This is a genomic window from Thermus thermamylovorans (assembly GCF_004307015.1).
Taxonomy (GTDB): Bacteria; Deinococcota; Deinococci; order Deinococcales; family Thermaceae; genus Thermus; species Thermus thermamylovorans.
On sequence record NZ_SIJL01000010.1, the window covers coordinates 72,272 to 92,334 of the forward strand.

The window sequence follows — 20,063 nt, forward strand, 5'->3', positions numbered from 1 at the left end:
GATGGAGGAGAAGCGGCGGGTGCTGGAGATGCTGAAGGCAGGGGAAATCGGCGTGGAGGAGGCTTTGGCCCTCCTGGAGGCCATGGCGGGGCCAAAGCCCAAGGCCCCGGGGCCGGCCCGGCTCCTCCGGGTGCGGGTGGAGGCCGAGGAAGGGGGCAAGCCGGTGCGGGTGCAGGTCAACCTGCCCCTGGCCCTGGCGGAACTCCTGGAGGGGTTCCTGCCCGAGGAGGCCAAGCTGGCCCTGGGGCGCCGAGGGGTAAACCTCAAGGACCTCCTGGCCCTGGTCAAGGAGGGGGTCCCCGAGGGCAAGCTGGTGGAGGTAGCGGCGGAGGAGGAGGACGGGCCGGTGCATATCCTGGTGGAGGTGGTGTGAGGCGGGGCCTTCCCCCATTGCGCCCCCGGTGCCTCTACCTGGTGGTGCGGGGGCCCTTCCCCTTCCCCCTTTTCCTCCCCTTGCCCCTTTTCGCCCTGGAGTGGGCCCTCCTCCTCCTGCTCTTCCTGAGAAGGGCCCCTTTAGGACCCCACCCGAGGCCCCTGGGGCCTCTCCTTTGGGGCGTCTTCACCCTCAGGCTCCTGCCGCCCCTTCCCCTGGTGGAGGTGCGGGCGGGAGAGGTGGAGGTGCGCCTTGGCCTCCTCTAGCCATCCCCTGGGGGTTCCCGCCTTCCGGCGGCTTTTCCTCTCCCGCCTCCTCACCAACCTGAGCTTCGGCTTCACCGAGGTTCCCCTCCTCTGGTGGGTCCTGGAGCGCACCGGTTCCCCCGCAGCCCCGGCCCAGCTGGCCCTGGTGGCCTCCTTGGGCCTGGTCCTGGCGGCCCCCTTGGGGGGGCTTCTGGCCGACCGGGGGAGCAAAAGGCAGCAGATCCTCCTCTCCCAAGGGGCGGACGTCCTCCTCCAGCTCCTCCTGGTCCTGGCGGTCCTCCGCGCCCTGCCCCTCCCGGGGGTCTACCTCCTGGTGGGGCTTTCCGCCCTGGTCACCGGGCTCCGCCTCCCGGCCCTGGCGGCCCTTCAGCCCCTTCTGGTCCCCCGGGAGGTCTACCAGCAGGCCAACGCCGCCATGAGCCTGGGGATCACCTTTAGCCTCATGGCCTCCTCCGCCGCCGCCGGGGCGGCCACGGGGCTTTTGGGGGTGGCGGGGGCCCTCCTGGTGGGGGTGGCCCTCCTGGCCCTGGGCCTCCTCCCCGCCCTGGGGCTTCCCGATCCCCAGGCGGGGGGCCGGGGGGCAGGGAGCGGGGAGGGAGGGGTTTTGGAGGGCCTGTGGACCCTGCTTCGGGACCGCCCCCTCGCCTTTTTGGTCCTGGCGGCCTTCCTCATCAACCTGGTCCTGGCCCCCGTGGGCCCCCTCATGGCCCCCCTGGCCCAGGCCCTGGGGGCAGGGCCAGGGGGGTACGGGCTCCTGAGCGGCTCCCTCTTCCTGGGGCAGCTTTGCGGCATGCTCTACCTCAACCTGCGCCCCGTTCCCCCGGGGGCTTTCCCCCTGGCGGCCCTGGCCCTGGGCCTGGGGGTGGGGGGGCTGGGCCTGGCGGACCGCTTGTCCTGGGCCCTGGCCTCCTTAGGGGCCGCCGGGGTAGCGGCGGCCTTCCTGAACATCCTGGCCCTAACCCTCCTGCAGGGGCGGGTGGACCCCGGCAGGCTGGGCCGGGTTTCCGGCCTGGCCCAGGCCCTCGCCCTGGGGGCCCAGCCCTTGGGCCTGGCCCTGGCCTCCCCCCTCCTGGCCCGGCTGGACCTAGGGGAGGTCTTCCTCCTGGCGGGGGGGCTGGTGGGGCTTCTGGCCTTGGGATGGCTTTGGGTTTGGAAGGGGGTGCGTCCTTGAGAAGGATGCCCGTACGTTGCCCGGCTTGCGAGGGCCCTTTGGCGGTGAAGGCCCTCTTTTGTCCCTCTTGCGGCACCGAGGTGCACGGCCGCTTCCAGGCCAACGAGTTCGCCCTTTTGCCCAAGGAACACCTGGACTTTCTAAGGCTCTTCGTGAAGACCCGGGGGAACCTGAAGGAGGTGGAGCGGGTCCTCGGGGTCTCCTACCCCACGGTGCGGGCCCGGCTGGACGCCCTCCTGAAGGCCCTGGGCTACGAGGGGGAGGAGCAGGGGGAGGAGCGCCTGGAGGTGCTGGAGGCCCTGAGGCGGGGGGAGATCAGCCTGGAGGAGGCGGTGGCTCGCTTGCGGGGAGAGAGAAGCTGAAGGCCGTGCCCCGGCCCACCTCGCTCTCCACCCAAACCTCTCCCCCGTGGGCCTCGAGGATGGCCTTCACGATGGCCAGGCCCAGCCCCGACCCCCCCCGTTCCCGGTCCCGCGCCTTGTCCACCCGGTAAAAGCGCTCGAAGAGGTGGGGGAGGTGCTCCTTGGGGATGCCCTCCCCGTCGTCCTCCACCCGCACCACCACCCGCTCCCCCAGGTCGAAGGCCTTGAGCCCCACGCGCCGCGCCCCGGCCTTGAGGGCGTTGGAGAGCAGGTTGGCCAGGACCTGGTGGAGCCGATCCGGGTCCCCCCGCACGAAGAGGTCCGGGGGAGCCTCCACCCGGATCTCCCCCTCGAAGCTTTTGGCGAACTCCTCCCGGGCCTCCTCCAGGAGGTCCTGGACCCGCACCGGGGCGGGCTCGATCCGCCAGGTGCCGCTTTGGGAGAGGTCCAGGAGGTCCGAAACCAGCTTGCCCATCCGCTCCGCCTCCCGCCTGACCACCTCAAGGCTTTCCCGCTGGGCCTCGGTGAGGGGGGTGCGCCGGAGGAGGTAGCCCACGTGGCCCAGGATGGCGGTGAGGGGGGTACGGAGCTCGTGGGAGGCGTCCTGGAGGAAGCGGGTCTGGGCCTGGAAGGCCTCCTCCATCCGGGAGAGCATGCCGTTCAGGGCCCGCACCAAGGCCGCCACCTCGTCCCGCCCCTCGGGCTCGGGCAGAGGCTCCGGCCGCTCCGTCATGGCCTCGGCCCGCCTCGCCACCCACTCCAAGGGGGTGAGGGCCCGGGCCACCAGGGAGCGGGCCAGGAGGGCGGCCAGGGCCAGGACCAGGAGGGCGGTGCCCGCGTAGATGCGGGTGAACTGGGCCAGGGTGGCCTCGAGGTCTTCCACCGGGCGGCCCACCAGGAGCACGCCGGGCCACACCGCGCCGGAGAGGTCCACCTCCACCCGGCGGGCGTAGACCAGAAGCCTAAGGGGTGCCCCCTCCCGGGGAAGCTCGGGGTAGGCCCAGGCCTCCCCCCGCTCCAGGAGGAGGCGGTAGTCCTCCTCCCGGAGGAGGAGGCGCTGGTTGCCCAGGGCCGGGCTCCGCTGCAGGCTGATCCCCCCCTCCCGCGCCAGGAGGGCGGGGTCCTCCTCGGGAAGGAGCGCCAGCTCGGCGTAGAGGCTCACGGGGAGGCCGGCCTCCAAAAGGGCCTGCCCCCCTAGGTTCAGGAGGCGCACCACCTGGCCGCTGGCCTCCAGGAGCTCCAGGCGCAGGTTGCGGTAAAGAAAGCCCCGCAAAAGCCCTTCCAGGGCGAGCCCCAGGACCAGCAGGGCCACGAGGAGGAGGCCCGTGGTGAGGAAGGTGATGCGGGAGCGCAGGGTCATGGGACCGGGTCACCCTTCCCGGGAGGAGGGCTGGGGGGCCCTCCCGCCTGCCGCCTAGGACGGGGCATCAGTCCTCGCGGAGCACGTACCCTACCCCCCGCACCGTGTGGATGAGCCGGCGTTCCCCCCCGGCCTCCAGCTTCTTGCGCAGGTAGCCGATGTACACGTCCACCACGTTGCTCCCCCCCTGGTAGCCGGGCCAGACCTTCTCCTCGATCTCGTAGCGGCCGAAGACCTTCCCCGGGTTCTTGGCGAGGAGCTCCAAAAGCTCGAACTCCTTGTTGGAAAGCTCGATGCGCCTGCCCGAGCGGAAGACCTCCCGCCCCTCCAGGTTGATGATGAGGTCCGCCACCCGGATCTCCCCGGTGATGGCCGGGCTCACCCGGCGGAGGTGGGCCCTCACCCGGGCCAGGAGCTCCTCGATGGAGAAGGGCTTGACCAGGTAGTCGTCGGCCCCCGCGTCCAGGCCCTCCACCTTGTCCTCCACCCGGTCCTTGGCGGTGAGGATGAGGATAGGCACGTTGGAGGTCTTCCGTATGCGCTTGGCCACCTCGATCCCGTCCATGACCGGGAGCATCAGGTCCAGGATCACCAGGTTGGGGTTCACCTCCCGGAACCGGGAAAGCCCGGTAATGCCGTCGTAGGCCACCTCGGTGCGGTAGCCCTCTGCCTGCAGCTCCAGCTCGATGAAGCGGGCGATGTCCTTTTCGTCCTCCACGATGAGGATCAGCGGGGGTTCCATGCTCCTCAGGATACCCGCTTTCTCATGAGAAAGCTAGGTGGGCGCCCCCAGGTCCGCCTCGATCTCCGCCACCTTCCGCACCGTGCGCAGGAGGGCGTCGGGGTTAAGGCTCAGGGAGTCGATCCCCCGTTCCACCAGGAAGGCGGCGAACTCCGGGTAGTCCGAGGGGGCCTGGCCGCAGATGCCCACCTTCTTCCCCCGGGCATGGGCCTTCTCGATGAGGAGGGCGCAGAGGGCCTTGACCGTGGGGCTGCGCTCGTCGAAGAGCTCCGCCACCCGCTCCGAGTCCCGGTCCAGGCCTAAGGCGAGCTGGGTGAGGTCATTGGAGCCGATGGAGAAGCCGTCGAAGAGCTCGGCGAAGGCCTCGGCCTCCAGGACGTTGGAGGGGATCTCCGCCATCACGTAGACCTGGAGGCCGTCTTCCCCCCGCCTGAGGCCCCCTTCCGCCATCACCTCCAAAACCCGCCTCCCCTCCTCCGGGGTGCGGCAGAAGGGGACCATCACCTGGAGGTTCTTGAGGCCCATCGCCTCCCGTACCTTCCTCACCGCCTGGACCTCGAGGAGGAAGCCCTCCTTGTAGTCCGGGTGGTAGTAGCGGCTCGCCCCCCGCCAGCCCAGCATGGGGTTTTCCTCCTTGGGCTCGAAGAGGTGCCCCCCGATGAGGCGGGCGTACTCGTTGGTCTTGAAGTCGGAAAAGCGCAGGAGGACGGGCCTGGGGTAGAAGGCGGCGGCGATGAGGCCGATCCCCTGGGCGAGGCGGTCCACGAAGTAGGCCCGTTTGTCGGGGTAGGCCTCGGTGAGCTCCGCCACCTGGCGCTTCACCTCCTGGGGCAGGGTCTCAAAGCGGGTGAGGGCCAAGGGATGGACCCGCACGTGGCTGGCGAAGACGAACTCCATGCGCAAAAGCCCCACCCCGTCCGTGGGAAGGAGGCTGGCCCTCAGGGCCTCGTCCGGGGTGCCCACGTTCACCAGGATCCGGGTGCGGGTCTTGGGCAGGGCCTCGGGGCGGATCTCTTCCACCTCAAAGGGCAGCGCCCCCCGGTAGACCCGGCCCACCTCCCCCTCGGCGCAGGACACCGTGACCGCCGCCCCATCGGGGATGAGCCGGGTGGCCCCCAGGGCCCCCACCACCGCGGGCACCCCCAGCTCCCGGGCCACGATGGCCGCGTGGGAGGTGCGCCCGCCCCGTTCCGTGACGATGGCCGCCGCCCGCTTCATGATGGGCTCCCAGTCGGGGTTGGTGGTCTCGGTGACCAGCACCTCCCCCTCCTGGAAATGTTCCATTTCCCTCGGGTCCTTGAGCACCCGGGCCCGGCCCGTGGCGATGGCCTCCCCCACCGCCAGGCCCTCCGCCAAGACCTCCCCCCGCGCGAGGAGGCGGTAGATCCTGAGGACCGGGGCCTTTTGGGAGTGGACGGTTTCGGGCCGGGCCTGGAGGACGAAGAGCTCCCCCGTGGGGCCGTCCTTGGCCCACTCGATGTCCATGGGGGTGGGGGTGCCCCGCTTCCGGCTGTAGTGTTCTTCGATCTTTATGGACCAGTCCGCCAGGAGCAGGGCTTCTTCGTCGGAAAGGGCAAACTGGCCCCTGAGGTAGGGCGGGGTGGGGCGGTTCTTGAGGCGGCCCTCCTTGGGGTCGAAGGCCAGGGTGAGCTCCTTGGCCCCCAGGCGCTTGTAGACCAAGGCCCGGTACCCCGCCCGCAGGGTCTCCTTGTGCACGTAGTACCCGTCGGGGGCCACGCGTCCCTGGACGATGTTCTCCCCCAGGCCCCAGATGGCGGTGAGGTAGACGAAGCCCGGGTGGCCGGTGTCGGGGTCCAGGGTGAAGATGACCCCGCTAGAGGCGGTGTCCGCCCGCACCATGCGCTGCACCCCCACGGAGAGGGCCACCTTGAGGTGGTCGAAGCCCATGTGGGCCCGGTAGCTGATGGCCCGGGCGGTGAAGAGGCTCGCCATGGCCCGCTTCACATGGAGGAGGAGGTCCTCCTCCCCCTGCACGTGGAGGTAGCTCTCCTGCTGCCCGGCGAAGCTGGCGGTGGGAAGGTCCTCGGCGGTGGCGCTACTGCGCACGGCCACGGGGAGGGCCTCCTCCCCTGCCTCCTCGGAAAGCCTGCGGTAGGCCAGGCGGATCTCCGCCTCCAGGTCCTCCGGGTACTCCCCCTTCAGGATCAGGTTCCGCAGGCGGCGGCTCGCCCGCTGCAAGGCGGCGGGGTCGTCGGGGTCCAGGGTCTTTAGCTCCCCGGCGATGGCCTCCTCCAGGCGGTTATGCTCCAGGAAGTGCCAGTAGGCCTCGCTGGTGGTGGCGAACCCCCCGGGCACCTTCACCCCCAAGGGGGAAAGCTCCCGGATCATCTCTCCCAAGGAAGCGTTCTTGCCCCCCACCAGGGGCACGTCCTCCAGGCCCACCTCGTGGAATGAGCGCACCCACTTCACGGTACCCCTCCTTTCCTGAGCACCTCCCTAAGCACCCCCTCGGCGGTTTCCCCCTCGTAGAGGGCCTCCTCCGTCAGGAAGAGGCGGTGGGGGAGGGCGAGGAAGGCGGCGTCCTTGAGCTCCTTCCAGTCCACCAGGGGCTTGCCCCGCAGGTAGGCGAGGGCCCGAGCCAGGGCCAGCCAGGCCTTAGCCCCCCGGGGGGAGAGGCCCATGCGCAGGCGCCCGTCCTCTCCGGTGAGGAAGGCCACGTGGGTGATGGCCTCCAGGGCCTCCTTGGCCACCCGCACCTCCCGCGCCTCGGCCTGGGCCCTGAGGAAGTCCACCCCTTGGGGCTCAGGTACCTTTGGCTCTTCCGTGAGGATCCTTAGCCACACCTCCCGCCTGGGGGGGCGGAAGGGGATCTTGGCGGTGAAGCGGTCCAGCTGGGCCTCGGGCAGAGGGTAGGTGCCCTCAAGCTCTAAAGGGTTTTGCGTGGCCACCACGAAGAAGGGTTCGGGCAGGGGGTGGCGCACCCCCCCTGCGGTCACCGCCCGCTCCTGCATGGCCTCCAGGAGGGCGGACTGCACCTTGGGGGGGGCCCGGTTCACCTCGTCCGCCAGGACCACCTGGGCGAAGAGGGGCCCCCTGAGGAACTCAAAGCGCCCCTCCCGGAAGACCTCGCTCCCCGTGAGGTCCTGGGGCAGGAGGTCGGGGGTGAACTGGATGCGCTTGTAGCTGAGGCCGCTTCCCTGGGCGAAGCTTTCCGCCAGAAGGGTCTTGCCCAGGCCCGGCACCCCCTCAAGGAGGGCGTGTCCCCGGGCCAGGACCGTGGCCAGGAGGGCCTCGATGGCCTCCTCCTGGCCGAAGAGGGCCCCGCCGAGGGCCTCCTGGAGCCGGGCGAGCGCCTGGGGGAGGACTTCCGCCATGACCCTAAGCCTCCTCCCCCCAGGTTACCCTCCCCGCGGGAAACCCGCCGGGCCCAGGGCGCCAAGGCGGCGGGGGGGCGTCACTGGCCCTCCGCCGCCCTCCGCTCCTGCACGATCCGCTGGACCAGGTGGGGGGGCACCTCCGCGTAGTGGCTGAACTCCAGGGTGTAGGCCCCCGCCCCCCCGGTGAGGCTGGGGAGGGCCTTGTAGTACTCCAACACCTCCGAGAGGGGCACCTCGGCCCGCACCGCCGCCAGAGCCCCCTCCTGCTCCATGCCCAGGATGCGCCCCCTGCGGGCCTGGAGGTCGGAGAGGATGTCCCCCACCCGTTCCTGAGGGGCCAGCACCTTGATCTGGTAGATGGGCTCCAGGAGGACGGGACTGGCCTGCTCCATCACCTTTTTGAAGGCGAGGCTGGCGGCGATCTGGAAGGCGAGGTCGCTGGAGTCCACCTCGTGGTAGGAGCCGTTATAGACGATGGCCTTGAAGCCCATCACCGGGTAGCCCGCCAGGACCCCCTTCTTGGCCGCCTCCAGGATCCCCTCCTCGATGGCCTCCTGGTACTTGCTGGGGATGACCCCCCCGGTGATGCGCCACTCGAAGCCGTACTCGGGGGCGGGCTCCAGGCGGAGCCAGACGTCCCCGTACTGGCCGTGCCCCCCGGTCTGCTTCTTATACTTGCCCTGGCCCTCGGCCACCCGGCGGATGGTCTCCCGGTAAGGCACCTTGGGAACGCTATAGTCCACCTCCACCCCGTAGCCCGCCAGGCGCTCCTTGGCGGTGGTGAGGTGGAGCTCCCCGTGGCCCCAGAGGAGGAACTCCCCCGTCTCCTCCTGGCGCTCCAGCTTTAGGCTCGGGTCCTCCTCCAAAAGCTTCCTCAAGGCCTCCCCCAGCTTGGCCTCGTCCGTGCGGCCTTTGGGCCGTATGGCCACGGGCACGTTGGGGTCGGGCAGGCGGGCAAAGGGCACGGCCTCGCTTTCGGGCTTTTCCCCTTGCCACAGGACCATCCCCCGGTGGAGCCCCTCCGCCTTGGGCAGGCCCAGGATGTAGCCCCCCTCCGCCTCCTCCACCTCCAGGAGGTCCTTCCCCATGGGCACGTAGAGGTGGGGGAGGCGCACCGGCCCGGCCTCGCTCAAGAGGGCGTCCCCCGGCTTCAGCCGGCCCCGGTAGAGGCGCACGTAGGCCACCTGGCCCATGAAGGGGTCCACCTGCACCTTGAAGACCTTGGCCAGGGCGGGACCTTCCCCGAAGCGCTCCTCGGGGGAGGGCAGGGCCTCCAGGATGAGGTCCAGAAGGGGCAGGATGCCGATCCCCTCGGTGCCCGAGGCCAGGGCCACGGGAAAGAGGAGCCCTTGGCGCACCGCCTCGTGGAAGGCCTTTTCCAGGGCCTCCCCCGTAACCTCTTCTCCCTCCAGGTACTTCTCCAGGAGGCCCTCGTCCGTCTCCACGATGGCCTCGAGGACCTCCTGGCGGAAGCGCTCCGCCCGCTCCCTCTCCCCCTCGGGCAGGGGCACCTCGGCCTCGAGGCCGTCCCGGCAGCGGTAGGCCTTGCCGTGGAAGACGTCGATGAGCCCCACCCAGCGCCCCCCCTCGAAGAGGGGCAGGTCGATGGGCAGGATGGGGCCCAGGGTGGCCCGGAGGTCCTCCAGGAGGGCGTAGTAGTCCCCCCCCTTGTCCAGCTTGGTGACCACCACCATGCGGGGGAGAGCAAGCCTTTCCGCCACGGTCCAGGCCCGTTCCGTGCCCACCTGCACCCCCGCCTCCGCGGAAACCGCCACCAAGGCGGCGTCCGCGGCCTCCAGGGCCCCCCTTATCTCCCCCACGAAGTCGCCGTAGCCAGGGGCGTCCAGGAGGAAGATGCGGTGCCCCTTGTGCTTCAAGGGAGCCACCCCGGTGCGCACCGTGGTGCGGTGGAGCTTGGCCTCGGGGGTGTAGTCGGTGGTGGTGGTGCCGTCCTCCACCCGGCCCATCCGCTCCTTGGCCCCGGTCCTGTGGAGGAGCGCCTCGGCGAGGGTGGTTTTGCCGCTTCCCGCATGGCCCACCAGGGCGACGGTTCGGGTCAGGGCAGCCAGCTTGGCCATGGTCCCTCCTTCTTGGTGCCCATAGTATAGGGCCTAGGGAGGGGCGGTTGTCCCAGGTGCTCTACGTGCCCAGGAGGGTCTTGGAGGCCACCCGTGCCCACCTGGCCCGGGAGGCCCCCCGGGAGGGGGTGGGGCTTTGGGCGGGAAGGCGCGAGGTGGAAAGGGTCCTCCCCCTGCCCAACGCCCACCCCGAGCCCCTCACGGGCTACCTGGCCGAGCCCTTGGCCCTCCTTAGGGCCTTGAGGGAGCTGGAGGGGGCGGGGCTCAGCCTCCTCGCCATCTACCACTCCCACCCCAAAGGCCCCGCCTTCCCCAGCCCCAGGGACATCCAGGAGGCCCGCTGGCGGGTGCCCTACGTCATCTTCGGCACCGACGGGGTCCGGGCTTTCCTCCTCCCCCAGGGGCAGGAGGTGGCCCTGGCCCTCCTGCCCTAGGCGCCCGCGCACAGGCCCTGCCCCACAGGGCAAAGGAGAAGGGGTCCTCGTTCTCGGGGCCCCCGTCGTGGCGTGGGCCGCGACGGGGCCCTCAGCCCTGGCCCAGGAGGGTGCGGAGGAGGGCCTCATGGATGCGCCCGTTGCTGGCCACGAGGTAGCGGTGGCCCAGGCGGTAGGGCTTCCCCTCCAGGTCGGTCACCTTTCCCCCCGCCTCCTCCACCAAAAGCCAGCCCGCGGCCACATCCCAGGGGTTGAGCTTCACCTCCCAGAAGCCCTCCAGGCGCCCCGCGGCCACGTAGGCCAGGTCCAAGGCGGCGGCCCCGGGGCGGCGCACGAGAAGCCCTTTGGCCAGGGCCCGCTGGAAGTAGGTGAGGTTTTCCTGATCCCGGGCCACGTCGTAGGGGAAGCCGGTGGCGAGGAGGCTGCCCAGAAGCTCCCCCCGCTCCGTGACCCGGATGGGCCGGCCGTTTAGAAAGGCCCCTTGCCCCCGCACCGCGTAGAAGGCCTCGTCCCGGCTGGTATCCAGGACCACGCCCACCTGGATCTGGCCCTCCACCTCGAGGGCGATGGAAACGCCGTAGAAGGGAAAGCCATGGGCGTAGTTCACCGTGCCGTCCAGGGGGTCCACGATGAAACGCAGGGCCTTGCCGCCCTCGCTTCCCCCCTCTTCCCCCCAAAAGCCCGCCTCAGGAAAGCGAAGGAGGAGGAGTTCCTTGATGGCCTCCTCCGACTCCCGGTCCGCCTGGGTCACCAGGTCGGTGGGGCCGGACTTGGTGCCCTGGGTGAAGCCCCGTTCCAGGTAGTAGCGGTGGATGCCCTGGGCCAGGTGGGCGGCCTCCAGCATGGCCTCGAGGTAGGGAAAGAGGGGGTGCTTCCTGCCGATCACGCCCCCATCATACGCCCCGGTTCCAGGCTTCCAGGCGGGCGAAGAGGGCCCTGAGCCGCGCCGGGCTCTTCACCCCCGGGGCCTCCTCCACCCCGCTGGCCAGGTCCAGGGCGTAGGGTTTTAGGGGAAGAACTTCCCCCAGGTTCTCCGGGGTGAGGCCCCCCGCCAGGATGACCCTGGCCCCGGTTTCCAGGAGGGGCCGGGCCCAAGCCCTAGGGTAGCCCTCCCCGCTTCCGGGGGCTTTCCCGTCCAGGAGGAGGGCTTGGGCCGGGTACGCCGCCCACTCGGGCCTGGCCGGGCCCTCCAGGGAGAAGGCCTTGACCACCGGGAAAAAGCGCCCCACCCGTTCCGCCCACTCCGGGGGCTCGGCCCCGTGGAGCTGGGCCACCTGGAGCCGGGCCGCCTCCATCAGCTTGAGCACCTCCTCCGGCCCCTGGTCCCGGAAGACCCCCACCCGCACCACGAAGGGCCCCAAAGCCTCCGAGATGGTCCGGGCGGTTTCCGGGGAGATGCGCCTTTTGGAGCCGGGGGCGAGGACGAAGCCCAGGGCATGGGCCCCCAGGGCCTCCGCCAGGAGGGCGTCCTCGAGGCGGGTGAGGCCGCAGATCTTCACCCGGACGCCCATGGGGAAAGTATAAGGCCGGGCCAAAGGGCCCGGCCTCTAGCGCCCAGCGCCCTACCCGCACTTGGAGTAGCCGCAGGCCTGGCAGTTCCAGCACCCCTCCTCCCGTACCAGGGCCTTTTCCCCGCAGGACGGGCACGGGCTGGCTCCCGCCAGCTCTATGCCGCCTCCGGAGAGGCTCGGGAGGGGCTCCGCCGTCGGCTGGGGCGGGGCCGCCGGGGTGCCCTTGAAGGCCTCCGGGATGGTCTCCAGGGCCACGGCGATGAGGTCGGCCTTGCTGGACACCAGCCTCCCCTGGTAGGTGCCGTAAAGCCCGCCGTTGATCCCCCGAAGGGTACGGATCAGGGCCTCGGGGGGCACCCCGTACTGCAGGGCGATGGACACCACCCGGCCCAGGGCCTCGGAGTCGGCGTTGGCCTCATCCCCCGCCTTCCCCGAGGTGAGGATGACCTCGATGGGCTTGTCCCCCAGCAGGTTCACCGTGACCAGGAAGCTCCGCTTGCCCCCGTCGGGGGAGAGGAGCTTGACCATGTCGGTGAAGCCCAAAAGCCTCCCCGGACGCTCATAGACCGGCTGTCCGGGTTTGGCGGGGGAGGCCGCTTTGGAGGACGGGGCTTCCTGGGCCTCAAGGTACGGGCTTTGCCCGTGACCAAGGTACGGGCTTTGCCCGTGACCAAGGTCCGCCCCGGGCTCGGGGGTGGGCTCGGCCTTCTTCTCCTCCTTTTTGACCGTGAGCACCTGGAACTCCCGGGAGCCATCCCGGTAGACGGTGATCCCCTTGCACCCCGTGCGGTAGGCCTCGGCGTAGGCGGCCTCCACGTCCTNGTGCGGTAGGCCTCGGCGTAGGCGGCCTCCACGTCCTCCACGGAGGCGTGGTTGGGCAGGTTGATGGTGTTGTGGGAGATCACCCCGTTGACCACGTAGCTGTGGACCGCGTCCACCTCGATGTCGTACATTTCCTCTTCGCCCGCCTCCCGCACCTCCACCACCCGGTAGGCCAGGGTCTCCGTGGGCCAGCCCAGGCGATCCGCGGTCCGGTTGTAGGCCACCTGGACCCGCCTTTGGCGTATGGACTTCAGGTTGGCGTATCCCGGGTGGCCCGTGCCCACGTGCGAGGAGGCGACCAGGGCTTCGGGGACGAAGACCCGGTAGAGCTTCTCCACCCTAGGTATACGCTTGTGGGCCTCCACGGGCAGGATGAGGTCCTGCAGGGGGCCCGAAACCACCACGGAGTGGACGAGGTAGCGTTCCTTCGGCCCTTCCACCCGTTTGCGCCCTTGGTGGACCGTGGGCAGACCGAAACTGCGGGCCAGCTCCGCCGCCTCGTAGGCCAGGCGCTGGCTCCGCCCCTCATAGACCACCAGGCCAAGGTCAGGCCGGGCGTACCCGTCGAGGGTGAGCCCTCGGAGGAAGGCCAGCTTCTCTTCGGGGCTGCCCTGCAGGATCTGGTGGGGGGTTCGCTTGTTCCGGGCCCCTTTGCCGATCAGGTCCTCCACGAAGCGGACCAGGCGCCGGGAAGTCAGGTACAGGTTGCGTACCCCGGTGCGCCGGTCCAGGGTACACCTGGGTTGGACCCCGAAGAGCTTCTGGACCACATCCCGGAATACCGCCTCTACCTCCTCGCTCTTGGTGGCGATGCCCACAAAGCCCGTGCTCTCCACCGTGGACCCATCCGCGGCCATCATGCCCAGGAAGAGGGCCAGATCAGGGGACATGTGTTCGGGCAGGGGCAGGTTGTTGGCATTGGTCAGGAGAGGGTAATCCTGCGGAAGGGGGGCGCCCCCCGGGCCGTGAGAGGGCACCAGCTTGCCCAGCACCACATCCCCGGGCGAGAGGTCCCGCATGAGGCGCCAACCGTCGGGGGTGAGCACCCGATGGCTCTCCCAAGCCCCCACGAGTTCCGCACCGTTATCCAGGCGAATCCTCACCGCCCGTTTTTTCCCAGCGTAGTAATGGGCCGTGATGCGGTACCCCTCGGCGGTGTAGAGCCCCTCCACGGGGACAAAGGTGTCCTCTGGGTGCGGAGGCGCGATGTCCTCTACGGGGATAAGCCCCCGGGAGGTGGGTATTAGGGTGCCCTTGGCGATGCACTTGGAGAGGCTGTTGCCCGCCAGGCCCTCGGCGTCGAAGGCCCGCTGCACCGCCCCCTGCATGCGCACGTGGTCCAGGGGGCTGATGTCGTGGGCGCACTCGAAGACCTCCCGGATCGCTTCGGGCACGAAGGGAAGGCGCTTCACCGAGCCGTGGCCGTCCTCCTGGATGGCGGCGATGATCTTCTCCCAGTCCCACCCGCCGTCCCTGGCGTAATCGGGATGGGACGGGTAGGCCTCCATGAGCTCCACGAAGAGGGGGTGCAGAAGGGGTTTGTACTCCCCGCCAATCCTGCGCCAGACGAAGGGGCTGAAGACGGGCTCGATGCCGCTACTGACCCCCATGAGCATGCTGGTGGTGCCCGTGGGGGCCACGGTGAGGACGGCCACGTTGCGCCTCGGCCTCACCCCCAGGGCCTGGAAGTATTCCCGGTGTTCCTCGTAGAGGGGGAAGGGGCCCCGCTCCTCGGCCAGGGCCTCCGAGGCCCTTATGGCCTCCTCCCGCAGGGCGGAGATGATCGCGTAGACCTTCTCCCGGGCCTTCTCCGAGGAGTAGGGGAGGCCCATCCGGATGAGGGCGTCCGCCAGGCCCATGACCCCGAGGCCGAGCCTGCGCAAGCGCTTGGCCGCCTCCTCGTTGTCCTCGAGGGCGAACTGGTTCGCGTCCAGCACGTTGTCCAGGAAGCGAATGGCGGTGTGGACGTCCTGGCGGAACTCCGCCATCTGGAACTCCCCGTCCCGCACGTAGGCGGCCAGGTTCAGGGCCCCCAGGTCGCAGGGCTCGCCCACGGTGAGGGGGATCTCCCCGCAGTTGTGGCAGACGAGCCCACCTGCCACCAGGCTGTGGGTGACCGGTTCGGTGAGGTCGTACACAGGCGCCGTACCTGCGGCCTCCACCGAGGCCACCGTGGCCACAAAGGGCTTGCGGTAGCTTCCCCTAGGGCGTTCCCGCAAGAAGGCCCGGAGCTTCGCCTGCTTTTCCGGCTGGAGAAAGCCCACCACCTCGGCGAAGCGGTCGCGGCTTTGCGCTCCCAGGATGAGCTCGTACTGCTCGGCCACGGGGTAGGCCTTGTGGCCTCCCCGGCCATCGGGGAGGAGCTTTTCTCCCGCCGCCCGCCGCCGGTGGATTTTCCCGTAGATGCCCAGGTTGAGGAGGAGAAGCTGGACGTCTTGCAGAAGCCCCAGACTGGAGGAGGCCAAGCGTATGGTGGCGTCCTGTTTGCTGGGGTTGACCTGGACCGAGCCATCGGCGCTGAAGAGGCCCCGCAAGAACCCCACCACCGCCTCCCGGGGCGCCCGGAAGAGGCTTTCGGGAACCCGCTTCTCCGTGGCCTTGGCGGGCTTCACCCCCAGGGCTTGGAAGAACTCGGCGGGAATCCGGTTGAAGTGGAGGTGGTAGGTGTTGGAGGGGGTTTCTTGGAGGGTACCTCCTCCGAACCAGTCCTGGAGCAGGGTGGGAAGCCAGGACACCTCCTCGTAGTCCTTTCGCGAGAAGTAGAACCCCACCCCATCCTCCCGCAGGTACCCATCGCCCAGAAGCCAGCCCAGGGCCGCGCCCAGCTCCGGGCTCCAACGGGTGGGCAGGCGGGCGTACTGGCCCTTCACATCCTCCCGGCCCCGCCCACTCCGGCTTCCCGCGGCGGCCACCCGTTCCCGGGCCACCGCCAGGGCGGGGGCAGGGAGGAGGTCTTCCTTGGGGAAAAGTCCCTCCCCGCTTTGCACCAGGACGCGATCCCCCGGCTTCAGCGCCCCCGCTTCCCGGTAGCCTTCTGGGGTGAGGACCAGGTGGTCGGGGGTGAGGGTGAGCTCGAGGCCCTCCCGGGTCCTGAGGCGCACCACGGGCTTCGTTCCGGTGAAGAAGGCTTTGGCCGCCCGGCGCACGGCGGTGCCCGTCTGCGGCAGGGGCTGGCCCATCCCCCCAAAGGGGGCGCGGTTGTCGGTGACCAGGAAAAAGCTCCCCTTCTCAGCCAGCTCGGCGATGGGCACCAGGCCGTACTCGGTGGGGATGCGGGTGGGGCCTACGAAGCAGGGGTTGGTGGAGCGAATCTGGTAGCGTTCGCCCAAACCCTTGAGGGCAGAAAGCCCGTTGATCCGGTCCACGAAGATGAGGCCCGGCTCCCCCGTGGCCCAGGCGTGCCAGGCGATCTCGTGCCAGAGCCAGCGGGCGGGCACCTTGCCCCCGTAGAGGGGCACGGGCTTGGCCCCGTCCCCCCGCTCGGGGAGCTCGGGCACCTTCCCCGTGTAGGGGCCCTCCACCGGGTGGGGGTAGTACTTGCCGGGCACCTCCACGGGGGCCACGGGCCAGAGGGCGTCCTCCTCCAGGGCCTTCATGAAGGCGTCCGTGACCAGGACGGAGATGTTGAAGGTGGAGATGTCCCCCTCGGCCTTCTCCCGGTCCAGATCCTTGGCGGTGAGGAAGTCCAGGAGGTCGGGGTGCTCGATGGCGAGGGTGGCCATGCCCGCACCCCTCCTCGTGCCTCCCTGGCGCACCACCCGGAGCACGGGGGCGTACACGTAGCGCAGGGTGGCCACCGGTCCCGCCCCCTCCGCCCCCAGGGCGGCCCACTCCAGGAAGTGGTCGAAGATCTCGAAGAGGAAGCTCACCGGCCCCGAGCTGGTCCCCCCGGAGCCCCGGATGGGGGCCCCTTCCGGCCGGAGGAGGCTAAAGTCCACGTGGGGCTCCTGGCCCCGCCGGGCCAGGTCCGCGGCCTCCTTGGCGGCCTCGATGATGCCCCCCATGTCGTCCGGCACCAGGATGCGCTCCTTGGGGGGCTCTTTCACCGTGAGGACCCCGTGGCGCTCCGCCAGGGCCTTGAGCTCGGGGGCTAGCTCCCCGTAGACCACCCGCACGAAGTTCTTGAGGGCGATCTCCTCCTTGGCGCCGTCGGGATTGGTGGGGGGGCGCATGAGGCCCCGGATGAAGTCCTCCACGTCCGGGTGCCCCGCGGCCAGGTAGGCCACCCCCCGCACCGCCTGGCGCTTGCGGTTCCCCCGGGAGCGGTAGGGGTCCAGGTTGACCCCGTTCCCCCCACCCACCTTGGTGACCAGGGCCAGCTTCTTGGCCACCTCCATGATCCCGGCGAAGCTCTCCGGGGGGTTTTCCGTGGCCCCTTGCACGAAGCAGTTGAGGAGGTTGCCGTGGGGGGTGCCCGCCCCCGCCAGGATCCGCCCCCCGGGGGAGAAGCGCTTGGAGCTCATGAGCTCGAAGAAGCGCTCCTCCCAAAAGGCGCGGTCCTCCGGCCTTTCCACCTTGGCGATCTCCCGGGCCACCCGGCGGAACATGCCCAGGATGTCCCCGTCCCCCTCCTGCAGGTACTGGCGCTTGGCGATGGCCTGGGCGTGCTCGTCGAAGGTCGGCATAGGTACTTCGGAACGGCGCTCCATACATCCCCCTCGAGGCTTCCCCCCACATCTTGGGGTGAACAGGCTGCATCCTACTACTCATGGGGTCCGGCGGCAAGTGGGAAGGGTCACAGTTGGCACCTGCGTTGACTAGATCCCCCAAGCCTACCAAGAATAGGAAGGGTGCGCGCGGCCTTCCGCACCCTGGGGTGCAAGGTAAACCAGGTGGAGACCGAGGCCCTCCTGGGCTTCCTCAAGGCCCTGGAGCCGGAGGTGGTCCCTCTGGAGGCGGGGGCCGACCTGGTGGTCATCAACACCTGCGCGGTGACCACCACCGCCGAGGCGGACGCCCGCAAGGAGATCCGCCGGGCGAGGCGGGCCAATCCAGGGGCTTTCATCGTGGTCACCGGGTGCTACGCCGAACTCTCCCCTGAGGCGGTGCGGGAACTGGGGGCGGATGCCGTGGTGCCCAACAGCCGCAAGGCGGAGCTTCCCAGGGTGATCCTGGAGCGCTTCGGCCTCCCCTCGGACCCCATCACCACCCCCCCCAACGCGTTCTGGGGGGCGGGGGAAAGGGGGCTTTTGAACGGCCGGGTGCGGGCCTTCCTCAAGGTGCAAGACGGCTGCCAGGCGGGGTGCGCCTACTGCATCATCCCCCGCCTCAGGGGCAAGGAGCGCCACCGGGACTATAGGGAGGCCCTGGCCGAGGCCGAGGCCCTCCTGCGGGTGGGGGTGAAGGAGATCGTCCTCACCGGGGTGCGCCTCGGCAGCTACCGGGGTCATCCCAAGGGCCTTGCGGGCCTGGTGGAGGACCTCTACCATCTGGGGGCCAAGGTGCGGCTTTCCTCCCTCGAGCCCGAGGACACGGGGGAGGACCTCCTCCGGGTCCTCGCCCGGTATGCCCCCGAGGTGCGGCCCCACCTGCACCTCTCCCTGCAGACGGGTTCGGACCGCCTCCTGAGGCTCATGGGCCGCCGCTACGACAAGGCCTACTATCGAGCCCTGGTCCAGCGGGCCTACGAGCTCATCCCCGGCTTTGCCCTCACCACCGACGTGATCGCCGGGCTTCCCACGGAGACCGAGGAGGAGCACCGGGAGACCCTGGCCTTCCTGGAAGAGCTCCGGCCCACCCGGGTCCACGCCTTCACCTACACCCCCCGGCCCAAGACCCGGGCCGCGGCCATGCCCCAGGTGCCGCCGGAGGTGCGCAAGCGGCGCACCAAGGAGATCATCGCTTTGGCCCAGCGTCTGGCGGAGGAACGCATGAGGTCCAAGCTGGGGAGCCAGGTGGAGGTCTTGGTGGAGAGAATCCAGAACGGCTTGGCCTTGGGCCACACCCCTGACTACTACGAGGCCCGGCTCTCCGGCCCCGCCCGGCCGGGGGAGACGGTGTGGGCGGAGGTGGAGGGAGTTGAAGGGTATGTCCTCATAGGACAGGTGGCACCTACGGTGGTAGAATGGGGTCAACATGCTTCTAAGCCGGTTTAAGGCAAAGAATTACAAAAGTCTACATCAGGTTGACTTGCCTCTAGAGCGGTTGACTGTTCTTGTGGGCCGGAACGGTGCAGGGAAAAGCAATGTGGTAGATGCCCTCCGGTTCGTTGCGGACGCACTTAATGTGCGCTTGGAATATGCTTTACGAGAGCGGGGTGGAGTCGAAGAGGTTCGTCGGAGGGCTAGTCGTCGCCCCCCTAATTTTTCGTTAGAAGTACATCTTAAAGACTCTATATTTTGGGGAGATGAGAAGATTGAGGTAAATGCTATCTATTTTTTTGAGGTTGGCCCAAGGGAGAGAGACTATGTTGTTGTAAGGGAAAGTGCTAGAATTGTGCGTAACTTGCCGCCCGGTGATACCCTCGTTTCGTACGAGGTGCGTGGTGGAAAACTTATAGAAGCATCCCGCTCCTTCTCCGCCGAACCCAGGCAGGATGACCTCTTTCTTCGTTCAGTAACTGGGGAACCCGGACTTAAGGACTTGTATCTCACGCTCACACGGATTGCCGGTTACAACCCCAACCCAGAAGCAATTCGGCAGCTTCAAGACCCTGACCCCTACCCGTTTCTACGCCGAGACGGAAGAAACCTGGCCTCGGCATTGGATCGGCTTCCGGACGACCGCAAGGTTCGCATTAAGGAATACCTCTCCGCGTTGATTCCTGGTTTAGAGGATGTGTACAAGAAAAGCCTGGGCCCAAAAGAAACGTTAGAATTTAAACAAGAATGGGATAACAAGAACGCTTGGCGCTTTATGGCCCACTCTATGTCCGACGGAACACTTAGAGCTACGGCTTTGCTTGTTGCTGCCTTTCAGCCAGGGCTTTCTATGGTGGCGATTGAGGAACCCGAGGTGGCACTCCACCCTGCTGCTATGCGTAAACTCACCGATGGTCTTTTAGAGGCGGCCAGTGAAAAGCCGATTCTCGTTACTACACATAGCCCAGATTTATTGGATCATCCGGAGCTTGATCCGGATAGGGTATTCATTGCAGAAATGATAAGAGGGAAGACTTTTATTCGCCAAATTCACCCCCAACAAAGGCACATGGTTCGGGAGCATCTTTTTACCCTAGGGGAATTGTTGAGGAACGAGCAGCTTTCTTTTGAAGAGTCGCTTGAAAGCGACAAAGAGACTCCTCTCTTCTACCCCCTCAGAGTAGAGTAGATGTCGAGAAAGATCGGAATTATTGTAGAAGGGCAAGGCGAGGTTGAGTCAGTACCTATTCTTTGGAGATTGATATGTCCCTACATTTCCTTGACGGGTCGACCCTATCGACTCTCGAGGGGCAAAGCCTTGGACAAAAAGGAGACGCTCAATAGCACAGAATGGCAACGGGTCTTGCAGTACTTCAAGCGCATGGGTGCGCAAGGAGTACTGGTGCTGATGGATGCTGACGATCTTTGTCCAAAGATGTTTGGGCCCCATATTCGCAGTCGACTTGACGGGCTGGCCACTCAGTACGGGCTATATCTGGGTTTTTCCCCCTTTTCGGATATTCACC

At 68.4% G+C, this 20,063-nt stretch carries 17 protein-coding genes; 8 read left to right on the forward strand and 9 right to left on the reverse strand.

What is annotated here, in order from left to right; genetic code table 11:
* Position 1: 1 nt before the first annotated feature.
* Genes ETP66_RS08640 through ETP66_RS08655 form a run of 4 tightly spaced genes read left to right on the forward strand, consistent with a single transcriptional unit; the run spans position 2 to position 2,172 of the window.
* Positions 2 to 373: an SHOCT-like domain-containing protein gene (locus ETP66_RS08640; protein ID WP_130842236.1), complete on the forward strand. Its 372-nt coding sequence runs from the start codon at positions 2 to 4 to the stop codon at positions 371 to 373.
* On the forward strand, positions 370 to 639 hold the full coding sequence (locus ETP66_RS08645) for a hypothetical protein (RefSeq protein ID WP_130842237.1): 270 nt from the start codon (positions 370 to 372) through the stop codon (positions 637 to 639). Before ETP66_RS08640 ends, ETP66_RS08645 begins: the two co-directional genes overlap by 4 nt.
* A complete protein-coding gene (locus ETP66_RS08650; RefSeq protein WP_130842238.1) occupies positions 626 to 1,810 on the forward strand; it encodes an MFS transporter in 1,185 nt (394 codons plus the stop codon). Before ETP66_RS08645 ends, ETP66_RS08650 begins: the two co-directional genes overlap by 14 nt.
* 5 nt (positions 1,811 to 1,815) lie before the next feature.
* Complete coding sequence (locus tag ETP66_RS08655; RefSeq protein WP_130842239.1) at positions 1,816 to 2,172, forward strand: DUF2089 domain-containing protein; 357 nt, start codon at positions 1,816 to 1,818, stop codon at positions 2,170 to 2,172.
* Here the strand turns inward: ETP66_RS08655 and ETP66_RS08660 are convergent.
* The 5 genes from ETP66_RS08660 to ETP66_RS08680 all read right to left on the reverse strand — a co-directional run bounded on the left by ETP66_RS08660 (position 2,126) and on the right by ETP66_RS08680 (position 9,672).
* Positions 2,126 to 3,532, reverse strand: a complete 1,407-nt coding sequence (locus ETP66_RS08660) for a sensor histidine kinase (RefSeq protein WP_130842240.1) — start codon at positions 3,530 to 3,532, stop codon at positions 2,126 to 2,128. The genes ETP66_RS08655 and ETP66_RS08660 overlap by 47 nt on opposite strands.
* A gap of 67 nt (positions 3,533 to 3,599) precedes the next feature.
* The gene (locus tag ETP66_RS08665) at positions 3,600 to 4,274 is read right to left on the reverse strand and encodes a response regulator transcription factor (RefSeq protein WP_130842241.1); all 675 of its coding nucleotides are present in this window, start codon (positions 4,272 to 4,274) and stop codon (positions 3,600 to 3,602) included.
* A gap of 33 nt (positions 4,275 to 4,307) precedes the next feature.
* Entirely contained in the window at positions 4,308 to 6,704 is a 2,397-nt protein-coding gene (gene ppsA, locus ETP66_RS08670) for a phosphoenolpyruvate synthase (RefSeq protein ID WP_130842242.1), read from the reverse strand.
* The gene (locus ETP66_RS08675; protein ID WP_130842243.1) at positions 6,701 to 7,609 is read right to left on the reverse strand and encodes an AAA family ATPase; all 909 of its coding nucleotides are present in this window, start codon (positions 7,607 to 7,609) and stop codon (positions 6,701 to 6,703) included. The genes ppsA and ETP66_RS08675 overlap by 4 nt, the downstream gene beginning before the upstream one ends.
* An 80-nt stretch (positions 7,610 to 7,689) precedes the next feature.
* Positions 7,690 to 9,672 carry an elongation factor G gene (locus tag ETP66_RS08680; RefSeq protein WP_130842250.1) on the reverse strand — a complete coding sequence of 661 codons (1,983 nt, stop codon included), beginning with the start codon at positions 9,670 to 9,672 and terminating at the stop codon, positions 7,690 to 7,692.
* Between the two features lie 65 nt (positions 9,673 to 9,737).
* On the opposite strand from ETP66_RS08680, the gene ETP66_RS08685 reads away from it, so the two are divergent.
* A complete protein-coding gene (locus ETP66_RS08685; RefSeq protein WP_236630173.1) occupies positions 9,738 to 10,124 on the forward strand; it encodes a M67 family metallopeptidase in 387 nt (128 codons plus the stop codon).
* 91 nt (positions 10,125 to 10,215) lie between these two features.
* Here the strand turns inward: ETP66_RS08685 and ETP66_RS08690 are convergent, their stop codons facing one another.
* The 4 genes from ETP66_RS08690 to ETP66_RS08700 are packed head-to-tail and all read right to left on the reverse strand — an operon-like array spanning position 10,216 to position 17,082.
* On the reverse strand, positions 10,216 to 11,010 hold the full coding sequence (locus ETP66_RS08690; RefSeq protein WP_130842244.1) for an inositol monophosphatase family protein: 795 nt from the start codon (positions 11,008 to 11,010) through the stop codon (positions 10,216 to 10,218).
* A 7-nt stretch (positions 11,011 to 11,017) separates the two neighbouring features.
* Positions 11,018 to 11,635: a phosphoribosylanthranilate isomerase gene (locus ETP66_RS08695; RefSeq protein WP_130842245.1), complete on the reverse strand. Its 618-nt coding sequence runs from the start codon at positions 11,633 to 11,635 to the stop codon at positions 11,018 to 11,020.
* Between the two features lie 51 nt (positions 11,636 to 11,686).
* Complete coding sequence (locus ETP66_RS12225; RefSeq protein WP_236630174.1) at positions 11,687 to 12,163, reverse strand: TSCPD domain-containing protein; 477 nt, start codon at positions 12,161 to 12,163, stop codon at positions 11,687 to 11,689.
* Positions 12,109 to 17,082 carry an LAGLIDADG family homing endonuclease gene (locus ETP66_RS08700; protein WP_430731881.1) on the reverse strand — a complete coding sequence of 1,658 codons (4,974 nt, stop codon included), beginning with the start codon at positions 17,080 to 17,082 and terminating at the stop codon, positions 12,109 to 12,111. Before ETP66_RS08700 ends, ETP66_RS12225 begins: the two co-directional genes overlap by 55 nt.
* A gap of 165 nt (positions 17,083 to 17,247) precedes the next feature.
* Here ETP66_RS08700 and ETP66_RS08705 point away from each other — a divergent pair, with 165 nt between their 5' ends.
* The 3 genes from ETP66_RS08705 to ETP66_RS12230 form a co-directional block, all read left to right on the forward strand.
* Positions 17,248 to 18,552: a MiaB/RimO family radical SAM methylthiotransferase gene (locus ETP66_RS08705; RefSeq protein WP_130842246.1), complete on the forward strand. Its 1,305-nt coding sequence runs from the start codon at positions 17,248 to 17,250 to the stop codon at positions 18,550 to 18,552.
* On the forward strand, positions 18,533 to 19,726 hold the full coding sequence (locus tag ETP66_RS08710) for an AAA family ATPase (protein ID WP_130842247.1): 1,194 nt from the start codon (positions 18,533 to 18,535) through the stop codon (positions 19,724 to 19,726). The genes ETP66_RS08705 and ETP66_RS08710 overlap by 20 nt, the downstream gene beginning before the upstream one ends.
* Before the next feature lie 129 nt (positions 19,727 to 19,855).
* Positions 19,856 to 20,063, forward strand: a 208-nt coding sequence (locus tag ETP66_RS12230) for a hypothetical protein (protein ID WP_236630178.1), incomplete at its 3' end; no start/stop codon positions are given.

Bases quoted from the DNA above. Each gene is read 5' to 3' on its own strand.
- ETP66_RS08655 (WP_130842239.1), top strand. From the start codon at position 1,816: ATGCCCGTACGTTGCCCGGCTTGCGAGGGCCCTTTGGCGGTGAAGGCC.
- ETP66_RS08710 (WP_130842247.1), top strand. From the start codon at position 18,533: ATGCTTCTAAGCCGGTTTAAGGCAAAGAATTACAAAAGTCTACATCAG.
- ETP66_RS08675 (WP_130842243.1), bottom strand. From the start codon at position 7,609: ATGGCGGAAGTCCTCCCCCAGGCGCTCGCCCGGCTCCAGGAGGCCCTC.
- ETP66_RS08640 (WP_130842236.1), top strand. From the start codon at position 2: ATGGAGGAGAAGCGGCGGGTGCTGGAGATGCTGAAGGCAGGGGAAATC.
- ETP66_RS08665 (WP_130842241.1), bottom strand. From the start codon at position 4,274: ATGGAACCCCCGCTGATCCTCATCGTGGAGGACGAAAAGGACATCGCC.
- ETP66_RS12225 (WP_236630174.1), bottom strand. From the start codon at position 12,163: ATGGTCAAGCTCCTCTCCCCCGACGGGGGCAAGCGGAGCTTCCTGGTC.
- ETP66_RS08660 (WP_130842240.1), bottom strand. From the start codon at position 3,532: ATGACCCTGCGCTCCCGCATCACCTTCCTCACCACGGGCCTCCTCCTC.
- ETP66_RS08695 (WP_130842245.1), bottom strand. From the start codon at position 11,635: ATGGGCGTCCGGGTGAAGATCTGCGGCCTCACCCGCCTCGAGGACGCC.